12 protein-coding genes are annotated in these 12,961 nt (G+C 61.0%); 4 read left to right on the plus strand and 8 right to left on the minus strand.

Annotated elements, in window-relative coordinates; all coding sequences use genetic code 11:
* Positions 1-296 precede the first annotated feature (296 nt).
* From KGB07_RS05715 to KGB07_RS05725, 3 genes are all read left to right on the plus strand, one after another.
* Positions 297-1,616, plus strand: a complete 1,320-nt coding sequence (locus KGB07_RS05715; RefSeq protein ID WP_046042168.1) for an MFS transporter — start codon at positions 297-299, stop codon at positions 1,614-1,616.
* Positions 1,617-2,126: 510 nt separating this feature from the next.
* Positions 2,127-2,360, plus strand: a complete 234-nt coding sequence (locus tag KGB07_RS05720) for a hypothetical protein (protein ID WP_046042167.1) — start codon at positions 2,127-2,129, stop codon at positions 2,358-2,360.
* A 256-nt stretch (positions 2,361-2,616) separates the two neighbouring features.
* Positions 2,617-3,246, plus strand: coding sequence for a flavin reductase family protein (locus tag KGB07_RS05725; protein ID WP_223464882.1), 630 nt, complete (start codon positions 2,617-2,619; stop codon positions 3,244-3,246).
* Here KGB07_RS05725 and KGB07_RS05730 read toward each other — a convergent pair whose 3' ends face one another.
* Together KGB07_RS05730 and KGB07_RS05735 are read right to left on the minus strand one after the other, a co-directional pair.
* Entirely contained in the window at positions 3,247-3,477 is a 231-nt protein-coding gene (locus KGB07_RS05730) for a hypothetical protein (protein ID WP_110661890.1), read from the minus strand.
* A gap of 40 nt (positions 3,478-3,517) precedes the next feature.
* Complete coding sequence (locus tag KGB07_RS05735) at positions 3,518-3,871, minus strand: antibiotic biosynthesis monooxygenase family protein (RefSeq protein ID WP_046042164.1); 354 nt, start codon at positions 3,869-3,871, stop codon at positions 3,518-3,520.
* A 339-nt stretch (positions 3,872-4,210) separates the two neighbouring features.
* Here KGB07_RS05735 and KGB07_RS05740 point away from each other — a divergent pair, with 339 nt between their 5' ends.
* Positions 4,211-5,140 (plus strand): AraC family transcriptional regulator, encoded by a 930-nt coding sequence (locus KGB07_RS05740; protein ID WP_046042163.1) that lies wholly within the window; start codon positions 4,211-4,213, stop codon positions 5,138-5,140.
* Positions 5,141-5,293: 153 nt separating this feature from the next.
* Here the strand turns inward: KGB07_RS05740 and KGB07_RS05745 are convergent, their stop codons facing one another.
* From KGB07_RS05745 to KGB07_RS05770, 6 genes are all read right to left on the minus strand, one after another.
* A complete protein-coding gene (locus KGB07_RS05745) occupies positions 5,294-6,349 on the minus strand; it encodes an ABC transporter ATP-binding protein (RefSeq protein WP_150757246.1) in 1,056 nt (351 codons plus the stop codon).
* Positions 6,350-6,507: 158 nt separating this feature from the next.
* The gene (locus KGB07_RS05750) at positions 6,508-7,356 is read right to left on the minus strand and encodes an ABC transporter permease (protein ID WP_223464884.1); all 849 of its coding nucleotides are present in this window, start codon (positions 7,354-7,356) and stop codon (positions 6,508-6,510) included.
* Positions 7,353-8,261 (minus strand): ABC transporter permease, encoded by a 909-nt coding sequence (locus KGB07_RS05755; RefSeq protein WP_046042160.1) that lies wholly within the window; start codon positions 8,259-8,261, stop codon positions 7,353-7,355. The genes KGB07_RS05750 and KGB07_RS05755 overlap by 4 nt, the downstream gene beginning before the upstream one ends.
* Positions 8,262-8,466: 205 nt before the next feature.
* Complete coding sequence (locus KGB07_RS05760) at positions 8,467-9,570, minus strand: ABC transporter substrate-binding protein (protein WP_007986100.1); 1,104 nt, start codon at positions 9,568-9,570, stop codon at positions 8,467-8,469.
* A 217-nt stretch (positions 9,571-9,787) separates the two neighbouring features.
* Positions 9,788-11,236 carry an aldehyde dehydrogenase family protein gene (locus KGB07_RS05765; protein WP_046042159.1) on the minus strand — a complete coding sequence of 483 codons (1,449 nt, stop codon included), beginning with the start codon at positions 11,234-11,236 and terminating at the stop codon, positions 9,788-9,790.
* Positions 11,233-12,870, minus strand: a complete 1,638-nt coding sequence (locus KGB07_RS05770; RefSeq protein ID WP_223464886.1) for a 5-guanidino-2-oxopentanoate decarboxylase — start codon at positions 12,868-12,870, stop codon at positions 11,233-11,235. Before KGB07_RS05770 ends, KGB07_RS05765 begins: the two co-directional genes overlap by 4 nt.
* Positions 12,871-12,961: the final 91 nt, after the last annotated feature.

The raw sequence follows: 12,961 nt of genomic DNA on the forward strand, positions 1-12,961 counted from the left end.
GTTTCGCAGTGCCCGTTCTGGCCCCATCGCGAGCAAGCTCGCTCCCACAGGGGATCTGTGTGCGCCGATCATTGTGTGAGCGAGATTGCTCGCGATGGGGCCGGCAAAGGCAATGCACCTCCTCCCGATAAGCAATTTTCCGCTCACCACCCGCCGCATATGAGCGGATTTCCGCGCACTGAAACACCCTCCCCCCTCTAAACCGGCCCTCTCCCCGTTGGCACAGCTCCTGCTATAGCCCTGGCAGGCTGCGTTTAATCGCGCTCCACAAAAACAATTAAATGAAGGATCCTTCAATGGATAACTCCAACGCCCTGCCCCTTGGGTCGGCTGCCACGCCGGCTAAAGAAAGAACCACCGCCAGTCGCATCAAATCGATTTTCAGCGGTTCTGTCGGCAACATGGTCGAGTGGTACGACTGGTACGTCTACGCCGCCTTCTCCCTGTACTTCGCCAAGACCTTCTTCCCCAAAGGCGACACCACCGCCCAACTGCTCAACACCGCCGCGATCTTCGCCGTGGGCTTCCTGATGCGTCCGATCGGTGGCTGGCTGATGGGTCTGTATGCCGACAAAGTCGGGCGCAAAAAAGCCCTTATGGCCTCGGTGTACCTGATGTGCTTCGGCTCGCTGCTGATCGCGCTGAGCCCAAGCTATGAAGTCATCGGCATCGGCGCGCCGATCCTGCTGGTGTTCGCGCGCTTGCTGCAAGGCCTGTCGGTGGGTGGCGAATACGGCACCTCCGCCACTTACCTCAGCGAGATGGCAACCAAGGAGCGTCGCGGTTTCTACTCCAGCTTCCAGTACGTGACCCTGATCTCCGGCCAGCTCATCGCTTTGGCGGTGCTGATTGTCCTGCAGAACTTCCTGACCACCGAGGAGCTCTACGCCTGGGGCTGGCGCATCCCGTTCGCCATCGGCGCGCTGTGTGCCGTGGTTGCGTTGTACCTGCGTCGCGGTATGGAAGAGACCGAGTCCTTCACCAAGAAAGAAAAAGCCAAGGAAAGCGCGATGCGCACCTTGATGCGTCACCCCAAGGAACTGATGACCGTGGTCGGCCTGACCATGGGCGGTACCCTGGCGTTCTACACCTACACCACCTACATGCAGAAATACCTGGTGAACACCGTCGGCATGAGCATCTCCGACTCCACCACCATTTCCGCTGCCACGCTGTTCCTGTTCATGTGCCTGCAACCGATCATCGGCGGGCTGTCGGACAAGATCGGTCGCCGGCCGATCCTGATTGCCTTCGGCATCCTCGGGACACTGTTCACCGTGCCGATCCTCACCACCCTGCACACCATCCAGACCTGGTGGGGCGCGTTCTTCCTGATCATGGCGGCGCTGATCATCGTCAGCGGCTACACCTCGATCAATGCGGTGGTAAAAGCCGAACTGTTCCCGACCGAAATCCGCGCCCTGGGCGTGGGCCTGCCGTATGCACTGACCGTCTCGATCTTCGGCGGCACCGCTGAATACATCGCGTTGTGGTTCAAGAGCATCGGCATGGAAACGGGTTACTACTGGTACGTGACCGCGTGTATTGCCGTGTCGTTGCTGGTGTACGTCACCATGAAAGACACCCGCAAGCATTCGCGGATTGTCACTGACTGATAGATAGATCGAAGCTGGCTGTACCGGCCTCTTCGCGAGCAAGCCCGCTCCCACATTCGACCGCGTTCCTTCTGGAACAACCCGGTTAAATGTGGGAGCGGGATTGCTCGCGAATGGAGCCGACTCGACATCAAGTCAGTTCGGCAACCTCTCGTTTGCCATGCTTGTTCTGCGCGATCAAAGCTCCCCCGCAATCACCACCACAGCCAAATCCAGATTCGGCCCGCTCCCGGATTGGTGCTGCCGTAGTAAAAATGGGCAAGGGTTTCATGAAAAATCTGTCACCCAGGTAAAAGAGCCGATTAATCACGTGTTAATGCTTGCCGCCCAACCTTTAACGGCCTGATCGATTCATTGCGATGCGCTCACTCAGTCCTTGAAAGCGAAAAAGCCTGACGGCCTTAACATCCAATTAATCGATAAGTAGCAGGATTTAATTGCGAAATTTAATCGATATATCTGGCGTCTTGGCTTTTTTCACAAAACGCCAACGAGACGGGAGTCACCACCATGAAAACCAAACTGATCCTTGCCCTGGCCCTTTCCGTACTGGCCGCCAACACGTTCGCCGCCGATGGCTACGACAAAACCGGCTCGGCCTCCTTCGAATCCGGTGCCAGCGCCGCCATCGAACGCAGCCACTCGGGCACCTATGCCTCGGACGGCTTCGATAAAACCGGCACCGCGGGCGCTGTCGCTGCCGACGGTTTCGACAAAACCGGTAGCGCTGAAGCTATCGGCTGATCGTGGAGGGAAACTCACAGCCCGGCTTCGGCCGGGCTTAGTCGTTTCTGGGGTAAAGCAAATCTCAGGGTTGGCCGAAAAACCTGTGGGAGCGAGCTTGCTCGCGATGACTGACATTCAGTCGACATCTATGCTGAATGTCAGTCCGCAATCACGAGCAAGCTCGCTCCCACAGGGCTCTATATCAGACTGGAAATCAGCGTCTGGCCCTAGCACTATGTCCGCTCTTCAAATGTTGCCCTCTGGAACACTTCCCATGCCCGACGACATCCACTTCTACGAACCCGCCAACGGCCACGGCCTGCCCCACGATCCGTTCAACGCCATCGTCGGCCCGCGCCCCATCGGCTGGATTTCTTCACAGGATGCCGAGGGCCGCTTGAACCTGGCGCCCTACAGCTTCTTCAACGCCTTCAACTACATCCCGCCGATCATTGGTTTTTCCAGCGTCGGGCGCAAAGACAGCCTGAACAACATCGAACAAACCGGCGAGTTCGCCTGGAACCTGGCCACGCGGCCGCTGGCCGAGGAGATGAACCAGAGCAGCGCCATGGTCAAGCCTCAGGTCAACGAATTCGAACTGGCCGGGCTGACAACCGCTGCCTCGAAGGTCATTCAGGTGCCACGGGTGGCCGAGAGCCCGGTGTCCTTCGAGTGCAAGGTCACGCAGATCATCCAGTTGCAACGGGCGGACGGCAATGTGGTGCCGAGCTGGCTGATCCTCGGCGAAGTGGTCGCCGTGCATATCGCCAAATGGCTGTTGAAGGATGGGATATACGACACCGCCGCGGCAGAACCGATTCTGCGCGGCGGCGGGCCGGCGGATTATTTCCAGCTGGGGCCTGAGGCGTTATTCAAGATGTACCGCCCGGGGGCGGTGAAGTGATCACCAGAGCAGGTCGGTGTTTTCCTTGACGTCCTTGAGACGGGTCAGCTCCTTGGCGGCCGCATCATCGGCCTCATGAGCGGTCTTGAAGGTCTGGCCTTCCAGCACTTTGTGAAAACGCGGGGCGCCGGAACCACCCAGCGCTTTGACGGCGATAGCGGCGTGGTAACCACCCTCGCCCGGTACTACAGCGGAAACAGCTTCGAAGTGATCAAAGGCTTTACGTGCCATGTCGCGAGTCCTGGCTGGTTGAGATGCTGTCATTAAACCCTCAACCGGCCAGTTTGTGTACCGCGACTGCGGACTGCCCCAGGGCCTGCGCCGCCGAGACATCCTTGAAGGTGTGGAAATCCAGACTGTTGACCACCAGCTCCTGCACCAGCTCGGCAAAAATCTCCATCGCCGGCGTGCTGAAGTACGCGGTCATGGCCTGTTGATTGCTCCAGAAACCGGACACCAGCCACAGTTCCGGGTCGCACTGCGAATGCTGCAAGGCAAAGCTCAGGCAGCCTGGCGCTGCGCGGGATGGTTCGATCAGGGCGCTGAGGCGCACACCGAGTTCCGTCGAACGCCCGGCGCGCGCTCGAACGAAGGCCATATGACTGACGGGGATTTGCGTGGACATGTTCAACCCTCCCGGGGAGTCGCGTGGCAGCCGGGGGACGGGCTGCGACAGGATCAAAGGTTAAGGGCCGCGACGCCTGTCTCGTTAGTCGATTCCTGCCGGCGCGTTGCACAATCCTGCGAAACTGCATCGCCAGCCTGTAACAAGCTGTAAAACCCTGTCACGGTTCTGCCACACGAGTTTCAAGCAAGTTCTTGCGGCACAAGGCTCTAGTGGCTACACCGCCGGTCGACCCCGAGCAGAATCAGGCAAGCATCTGACAGGATGTGTCTACCGCTGCCACTTGCACAAACTTATGCTCTGCTCCATTCCTTCCATGCCTTGCCGAGGATGCCTCGCATGTCGTCGCTCGATCACTTTCAAGCCCCGCTGGACACCGACATGGAAAAGCAGCGTGCGGAACTGGCGGCGATCATTCGCCGCAACACCGCCGAAGATGGCAGTTATGCCACGGCCATCGGCTCGCTATTCATGTCACGCCACAGCCAGTCCCACGAGTTCGCCCCGGTGCTCGCGCAACCGGCGCTGTGCATCATGGCCCAGGGGCGCAAGGAAGTTCAGTTGGCCAACGAGTACTTCAACTACGACCCGTTGAACTACCTGGTGGTCTCGGTCTCGATGCCGCTCAGTGGACGGGTGGTGGATGTCTCGCCTGAGGAACCGATCCTGGCCTTGCGCCTGGACATCGACCCGGCGGAAATCACCGCACTGATCGCCGACGCCGGGCCTCTCGGCGTGCCTTCCCGGCCGACCGGGCGCGGGCTGTATGTCGAAAAACTCGACACCGCCATGCTTGATGCGGTGCTGCGTCTGGCACGGTTGCTGGACACGCCAAAAGACATCGCCATGCTCGCGCCGCTGATTCGCCGGGAGATCCTCTATCGCCTGTTGCGCAGCAAACAGGGGCATCGGCTGTACGAAATCGCCATCGCCAACAGTCAAAGCCATCGCATCAGCCAGGCGATCAAATGGCTCAACAGCAATTTTGAACAGCCGTTGCGCATTGATGATTTGGCCAAGGAAGTGAACCTGAGCGTGTCGACGCTGCATCACCGCTTCAAGGCGATGACGGCGATGAGTCCGTTGCAGTATCAGAAGCAGTTGCGCCTGCAGGAAGCACGGCGGTTGATGCTGGCCGAAGGGCTGGAAGCTTCGGCGGCGGGGTATCGGGTCGGGTATGAAAGTCCGTCGCAGTTCAGCCGGGAGTACAGCCGGTTGTTCGGGGCTCCGCCGTTGCGGGATCTGGCGCGGTTGCGCTTGTCGGTCTGATCCGGCTTTTTTGCAGCCAGTACCGGCCTCATCGCGAGCAGGCTCGCTCCCACATTGGATCTCCTGCGAACACAATACTTGTGAACACTTCAGATCAACTGTAGGAGCGAGCCTGCTCGCGATGAGGCCAGTGAGGCCAACATCAAATCCGGATCAGGCCCCAAGTACCCGGCAGGCCTCCACCGGCAAGGTCACCGACACCGGGTGACCAACACTCAGGCCAAAGCCCTGGCAAGGCGTGCTCAGCGCGGTAAACGACACCCCGGAACACTCCACCGTGGTCTCGATGGTCGCGCCGATATCGCGCACGAAGGTCACTTTGCCCAGTAGACGGTTGCCCGCTGTCGCCTGCGGAGCCGACAGTTGCAGGTCTTCCGGGCGAATCAGCATCTTCACCTTTTCACCGGCCACAATGCTGCTGCAGATCGGTACTTGCAGCGCATCGCCGCCCGGCAAGCTGACCTTGCCGTTACCCAGCACCGTGGCCGGGAAGATGTTGCCCGAGCCGATGAAATCCGCGACGAACTCGTTGGCCGGGTGCCGGTAGATCTCGATCGGCGTGCCCACCTGCTGCACCTTGTGCTCACCCAATACGACCACGATATCGGCCATGGTCATGGCCTCGCGCTGGTCGTGGGTCACCATGATGGTGGTGATGTTCAGGCGTTGTTGCAGTTGACGGATTTCCACCTGCATCGACTCGCGCAGCTTGGCGTCCAGCGCCGACAACGGTTCATCGAGCAGAAGGATTTTCGGGTGCGAGGCAATCGCCCGGGCAATCGCCACGCGCTGGCGTTGGCCGCCGGACAGCTTGGCCACCGGACGATTGATCATCGCTTGCAGCTGGATCAGTTCCAGCAACTCCACCACCCGCGCCTGCTGGTCAGCCTTGCTGACCCCGCGCAGTTTCAGCGGATAGGCGATGTTCTCGCCCACAGTCATGTGCGGAAACAACGCCAGGGACTGGAACACCATGCCGAAGTTGCGCAGGTGCGCCGGGGTGTTGCCGATGTCTTCGCCGTCCAGGCGGATCTCGCCGCCGGTCAGGGTTTCAAGGCCGGCGATCATGCGCAGCAAAGTGGTTTTGCCGCAGCCCGAAGGGCCGAGGAAACACACCAGTTTGCCCTCGGGCAAATGCAGGTTCACATCCGTTACCGCGCAGGCCGAGCCGTAATGTTTCTCGACGTTTTCCAGAATCAGACCAGACATGTGAATCACCTCAAGAATAATGGTTCTGGCTGGAGGTTGCCGAGCGAAGATCAGGCAAGGCAAAAGTCTGCGAAGAAGCGGAGTTGACTTTAGTCAATGAGCATTCTGAGCTGACTTTTAACGCAGCATGATCGAGCGCAGGCACCTCCAGGCAGAAGCTAGAACGAAACGCCACCTTCACCGACTAGCTTCTCCAGCGCCCAGATCAGGACGAAGTCGATCAGCACGATCAGCACGGCAAACGAAAATACGGTTGGGTCGAGCGAAGACACGGTGCGGCTGTACATCCAGATCGGCACGGTCATGACGTCGATGGTGTAGAGGAAATAGGTCACGGTGAATTCGTTGAACGAGACGATGAACGCCAGCAGCATGCCCGCCAAGATCCCCGACTTCATCAACGGCACTACCACATCGACAATCGCCCGCAGCGGTGAAGCACCGAGCATTTGCGCGGCCTCTTCGACTTCGCTGCCGATGGAGAGCATAGCCGCCGTGCAGTTCTTCACCACGAACGGCAACGCGAGGATCACGTGGGCAATCACCAGGCGCGAGGTGGTCATCTGGAACGGCAGGCTGTCGAACACCAGCAGCAACGCCAGCCCCAATACCACCATCGGGAACACCAGTGGCAACGACATCAATTGCAGGGCCACGGCCTTGCCACGGAACTCGCAACGGGTCAGGGCATACGCCGCCGGCACCGCGATGATGGTCGCGAAGACCATGGTCAGGCAGGACACCATCAGGCTGGTGGACATGGCTTTGCCCAGGCTCAGCACATCGCTGGCGTCCGGCGACACGAAGGTGTGCCAGGCGGCCTTGTACCATTGCAGGCTGTAGCTGCTCGGCGGGAAGTCGAGGTTCGACGCGCCGCTGAACGACATGACGATCATGGTCAGGATCGGCAGTACCGCCAGCAGCAGGATGAAGCCCGAAAGGATGCCGGCAAACTTGCCGGTATCACCCGGCAACAGCGACTGGCGCTTCTTGATCAGGGTACTCATTGCGAAGCCTCCAGCATGCGGCGACGACGGCCAGTGATGTATTCGGACAAGGTCATGATCGCGAGGGTGGTGACGATCAGCACCACACCGGCAGCGGATGCGGCGGGCCAGTTCATCAGCGGGGCGATCTGGTCATGCACCATCACCGCCAGCATCGGCACGCGCCGGCCACCGAGCAGCAAGGGCACCACGAAACTGCTGGCGTTGTAGGCGAACACCAGGGTCGCACCGGTAATGATCCCCGGCAGACTCATCGGCAATACCACCTGGCGGAACACCTGGAAGCGACTGGCGCCGAGGGTGGCGGCAGCTTCTTCGTAGCTGCGGGCGACACCGCGCATGGCGCTGGCAATCGGCAACACGGCCAGCGGGAAGGCGGTTTGCACCAGGCCCATCAACACACCGTTCTGGTTGTACAACAGCATGATCGGGCGCTTGATCAGGCCCAGGCCCATCAGGGTCTGGTTGAGCATGCCACCGGGGCCGAGGATCACCAGCCAGCCGTAGCTTTGCAGCAGCAGGTTGACCAGCAATGGCAGCAACACCGCCGCCAGGAAGATCCGCCGCACGAACGGCGAGGTCAGGCGCGACATGGTGTAGGCCACCGGGATCGCCAGGATCACTGCGATCACCGCGCTGATCAGCGCCAGGCGCAGGGTCAGCATCAGCGACTTGAGGTAATAGGGTTCCAGCAACTGGGCGTAACTGGCCAGGCTGAACCCGGACCATTCCGCGCCTTTGGTGCCCACGCTCATGCGCAGTACCAGGAGGCTCGCGGCAATCAGTACGCCAAGAAACAGCATCGACGGCGAGAGGAAAAGCCAGGCGCGCGTCGTTGGCGAAACACCCCGAGCGGCGCGCACGGGGGCGGCACTCACCGGATGAGTCAGAGGTTGGTGTTCCATAGCAAAGGGTCTCGTCAATGGAAAGCAGCAAGACTGAGATTGAGCAAGAACCTGTGGCGAGGGAGCTTGCTCCCGCTGGGTCGCGAAGCGGCCCCAATCACTCACCGCGTTGATCCAGATGGATCGCAGTGCCTGGTTTTGCGGCTGCTGCGCAGCCGAGCGGGAGCAAGCTCCCTCGCCACAAAAGATCTTTGAACCTCAGAAATCAGGAAGAAAAGATTTCCGTGTAACGACGAATCCATTGGTCATGCACAGTCGCCAGGAAGGCGTTGTCGTGCATGATCGCCTTCTCGGCAATCTGCTCCGGCGTGAGGATGTACGGGCTCTTGCGTGCTTCGGCGGAGATGATCGCCTTGGCGTTGACCGGGCCGTTATAGATGTCTTCAGCCATCTTGCCCTGCACCAGCGGGTCCAGAGAGTGGTTGATGAAGGCGTAGGCCATGTCGGTATCGCCCGGACGGTTCTTCGGCATTACCGAGAGCATCAGGTCGGTGTAGAAACCTTCCTTCATGCCGAACGTGGCGCCCAGGCCGTAGTTCGGGTCGCGGATCTGTTTCGGGAAGAAGGCCGGTGCGTACAGGCCCCCCATGTCCAGGGAACCGGTGCGGAACAGTTCGGCGATCTGGTTGGGGTTTTCGCCCAGGGTCACCACACGATCTTTCAGCTCGGCGAGTTTCTTGAAGCCAGGCTCGATGTTGTGTTCGTCACCACCGGCCAGTTTGGCGGCGATGATGATCAGGTCCATGGCCTCGGTCCAGTTCGGCGGCGGCAGGAAGATGTTCGGGGCCAGTTCTGGATCCCACAGGGCCGCGTAGCTGTCCGGCGCTTGTTTCTGGGTGCGGGTGCTATAGACCAGGCTGTTGCACCACAGCAGGTAACCGATACCGTGACCATTGGCCCCGGTGCGGTATTTCTCCGGTACATCGACGAGGTTGGGAATGCGGTTGAGGTCGGGTTTTTCCAGCAGGTTGGCGGCGGCCAGACCTTCGGCGCCGACACCTGCCAGGGTGATGATGTCGTACTGCGGACGATCACCGCCGGCCTTGAGCTTGGCGACCATTTCCGAGGTACTGCCGGTGCGGTCGGCGATGACCTTGCAGCCGTACTTGTCTTCGAAGGTCGCGGCGATGTTGCGCAGAGCAGCCAGGCCGGTGTCATCGGACCAGGTCAGCAAACGCAGGGTCTTGCCGGCAAAACGTGTGTCGCTGGCATTGGCTTTGATGAACGGCATGCTCATGGCTGCCGCTGCAACCGAGGCTACGCCCACGGTCTTGATAAATTGACGTCTGTTCAGATCATGCTCGCCCATTACGGACTCCCTTTGTTTTTGTAGGTATGAGGCAGGTCGAAACTGTTGCATCCGCGCGACTGGATCAGCGTTATCCCTCGTATTTTCGGGGGCTTGGCTGAGCCAGCGAGTTCATCCTGAGGTCGTGTAAAACACCTGACTATCGATAAAAACTCATTGAAGCCATGACGCCAGCGCATGCCTCAACAGGAGGCATGTGCTCACCTTTTTCGTGCCTTCAGACCGCCCGGATTACGTGTTTGATTTCCTGGAAAGCCTGCAAGCCCCACGGCCCCAATTCGCGGCCGATGCTGCTCTGCTTGTAGCCGCCCCAGGCGGTCTGCGGGAAGATCACCTGCGGCGCGTTGATCCACACAAGCCCCGCCTGCAAAGCGTTGGCGACGCGGTCGGCGGTTTCGGCATTGCGCGTCACCACACTGGCGACCAGGCCAAACTGGCTGTCGTTGGCCAGGGCAATCGCCTCGGCTTCAGAGGCAAAACTGCGCACGCAGATCACCGGGCCGAAAATCTCTTCACACCACAGCGCACTGTCGAGGGGCACTTCGGTGAACACCGTCGGCTGCAAAAAATATCCGCGCGGCAGGTCGGCCGGGCGATTGCCACCGCAAACCAGCTTGGCGCCGGCGCTCAAACCGCGATCGATGTGACCGAGCACGCGCTGGTATTGCGCCTGATTGACCAGCGCGCCCATTTCCACGTTCGGGTCGAACGGGTCAGCCACGCGAATCGTTTCGGCACGAGCCTTCACTCGGCTCAGGAATTCATCGGCCAGTTCATCGGCGACCAGCACGCGGCTGGTGGCGGAACACATCTGCCCGGCGTTGAAGAAACCACCGCCACAGGCCACTTCCACCGCCAGGTCGAGATCGGCATCGGCCAGCACCAGCAACGACGATTTGCCGCCCAGTTCCAGGCTAACGCCCTTGACGGTTTCCGCCGCCCGTTGCATGACCTGCACGCCGACCGCATTGCTGCCGGTGAAGGAAATTTTCGCGATGCGCGAGTCTGCCGACAGGGGCGCGCCAACCGCGAGGCCAGTGCCGCACACCAGGTTGAACACGCCTGCTGGCAACCCGGCTTCAGCAATGATCGCCGCCAGTTCCAGCTCCGGCAGCGGCGTCACTTCCGAAGGTTTGAGCACCACGCAGCAACCGGCGGCCAGGGCCGGGGCGAGTTTCCACGCGGTGGTGACCATCGGGAAATTCCACGGCACGATCAGGCCGACCACACCACACGGCTCACGGCGCAGGCGAGCGCTGAAATCGTCGGTCGGCAGCTCGATGGCGCAGTCCTGTTTCGCATCCAGCCCCTCGGCCAGACTGGCGTAATACTCGAACGTGGCAATCACGTCATCGACGTCGATTGCGGCTTCGAATTGCGGCTTGCCGTTGTTGCTCGACTGCAAGTGCATCAGCTTTTCACGATTGGCCTGCACGCCCACGGCAATTTTGCGCAGAATCGCACCGCGTTCGACGCCCGTGGTTTTCGACCAGTCGGCGAACGCCTGGGTCGCCGCGCTCACGGCTTGATCAACGGCGCGCTCATCGCCGCCATTGACGGTGGTCAACAGGGCTTCGGTCGCCGGGTTGATCACACGCAGGTGTTCGTTGCCGGCCGACCATTGGCCGTTGATGTACAGGCCATCCAGGGTCGTAGGGAAAGTCATTTCGACACCGCCTGCATCCACTGGGTCTGGTCGATCTCAATCAGGGTCGGCCCCTGGCGATCGGTGGCCACACGCAAGGCGCCGCGCAGCTGCTCGACACTGCTGACCGCTTCAGCAGCACAACCCAATGCCTTGGCTACACCGATGAAGTCCGGGGTGTAGATGTCCACGCCCACCGGTTCGATGGCGCGGTTGACCATGTATTTCTTGATCTCTTCGTAGCCCTGGTTATTCCACAGCAGCACGATCACCGGGGTGCGCGCTTCAACGGCACTGGCCAGTTCCGGCAGGGTGAACTGCAGGCCGCCGTCGCCGATCAGGCACACCACCGGAGGACGCGCGCCACCTTCGACGCGGCCACCCAGCCAGGCGCCAATCGCCGCCGGCAAGGCGTAGCCGAGGGTGCCGTAACCAGTAGACGAGTTGAACCAGCGACGCGGACGCTCCGGGTTGAACGTCAGGTTGCCGGTGTACACCGGCTGGGTCGAATCGCCGACGAACACCGCGTCCGGCAGTTCATGCAGCACGGTTTCGAGGAAACGGGTCTGGGCCAGGGTCGGTGCGTCCCAGGCCGCGGCCAGGTCTTCACGCAGACGAGCGGCACGTACTTGCCCCCAATCGTTGCGGCGCTCGGCCAGGGGTTTGTCCGACAGGGCGCTGAGCAAAGCCTGGGCGGCGTTACGCGAGTCGGCCACCAGTGCCACGTGTGGCGGGTAGTTGCGCACGGTCTGGTCCGGGTCGATATCGACGCGCAGCAACTTGCCAGGAATTTCGAAGCCACCGGCGAAGGTCACGTCGTAGTCGGTCTCGGCCAGTTCGGTGCCGATGGCCAGTACCACGTCGGCCTCGGCGACCAATGCACGGGTGGCGACCAGGCTTTGGGTCGAGCCGATCAGCAGTGGGTGGCCGGAAGCGAGCATGCCCTTGGCATTGATGGTCAGGGCGACCGGCGCGTCCAGCAGTTCTGCCAGCTCAGTCAGTTCGACGGCCGCGTCGATGGCGCCGCCACCGGCGAGAATCAGCGGACGCTTGGCGCCGGCCAGCAATTCAGTCATGCGCGACACGGCGCTCGGCGAAGCACCGGCGCGGTCGATGTTGACCGGCAGGCTGCTGAGCAAGTCGTCGGCTTCTTCAACCAGGACATCCAGCGGAATTTCAATGTGCACCGGACGCGGACGGCCCGCCTGGAACAGCGCAAAGGCACGGGCCAACACGCCCGGCAGCTCGGAAGCCGACATCAGGGTGTGGGAGAACGCCGCGACACCGGCGCACAGTGCGCCCTGGTTCGGCAGCTCATGCAGCTTGCCGCGACCGCCGCCCAACTGGCTGCGCGATTGCACGCTGGAGATCACCAGCATCGGGATCGAATCGGCATAGGCCTGGCCCATGGCGGTGGTGATGTTGGTCATGCCAGGGCCGGTGATGATGAAGCACACACCCGGTTTGCCGCTGGTGCGGGCGTAGCCGTCGGCCATGAAACCGGCGCCCTGTTCGTGGCGCGGCGTGACGTGGTTGATGCTCGAACGGGCCAGCCCGCGATACAGCTCCACGGTATGCACCCCCGGAATGCCGAACACCTGCTCGACCCCGTAGTTTTCGAGTAACTTGACCAATACTTCGCCGCACGTCGCCATGTCGTTGCCCTTTTTGTTCGTTTGAGACGCCGGGCGTGCGCTGTGTTTAGATTGGATTTGCAGGCCCGGGAATGGCCTCATTGGAACGGGC

The organism is Pseudomonas sp. GL-RE-26, assembly GCF_019956275.1.
Taxonomy (GTDB): Bacteria; Pseudomonadota; Gammaproteobacteria; order Pseudomonadales; family Pseudomonadaceae; genus Aquipseudomonas; species Aquipseudomonas grandcourensis.

Excerpts from the sequence above, each read along its gene's own strand:
- KGB07_RS05715 (WP_046042168.1), top strand. The coding sequence starts at position 297 with ATGGATAACTCCAACGCCCTGCCCCTTGGGTCGGCTGCCACGCCGGCT.
- KGB07_RS05720 (WP_046042167.1), top strand. The coding sequence starts at position 2,127 with ATGAAAACCAAACTGATCCTTGCCCTGGCCCTTTCCGTACTGGCCGCC.
- KGB07_RS05725 (WP_223464882.1), top strand. The coding sequence starts at position 2,617 with ATGCCCGACGACATCCACTTCTACGAACCCGCCAACGGCCACGGCCTG.
- KGB07_RS05730 (WP_110661890.1), bottom strand. The coding sequence starts at position 3,477 with ATGGCACGTAAAGCCTTTGATCACTTCGAAGCTGTTTCCGCTGTAGTA.
- KGB07_RS05735 (WP_046042164.1), bottom strand. The coding sequence starts at position 3,871 with ATGTCCACGCAAATCCCCGTCAGTCATATGGCCTTCGTTCGAGCGCGC.
- KGB07_RS05740 (WP_046042163.1), top strand. The coding sequence starts at position 4,211 with ATGTCGTCGCTCGATCACTTTCAAGCCCCGCTGGACACCGACATGGAA.
- KGB07_RS05745 (WP_150757246.1), bottom strand. The coding sequence starts at position 6,349 with ATGTCTGGTCTGATTCTGGAAAACGTCGAGAAACATTACGGCTCGGCC.
- KGB07_RS05750 (WP_223464884.1), bottom strand. The coding sequence starts at position 7,356 with ATGAGTACCCTGATCAAGAAGCGCCAGTCGCTGTTGCCGGGTGATACC.
- KGB07_RS05755 (WP_046042160.1), bottom strand. The coding sequence starts at position 8,261 with ATGGAACACCAACCTCTGACTCATCCGGTGAGTGCCGCCCCCGTGCGC.
- KGB07_RS05760 (WP_007986100.1), bottom strand. The coding sequence starts at position 9,570 with ATGGGCGAGCATGATCTGAACAGACGTCAATTTATCAAGACCGTGGGC.
- KGB07_RS05765 (WP_046042159.1), bottom strand. The coding sequence starts at position 11,236 with ATGACTTTCCCTACGACCCTGGATGGCCTGTACATCAACGGCCAATGG.
- KGB07_RS05770 (WP_223464886.1), bottom strand. The coding sequence starts at position 12,870 with ATGGCGACGTGCGGCGAAGTATTGGTCAAGTTACTCGAAAACTACGGG.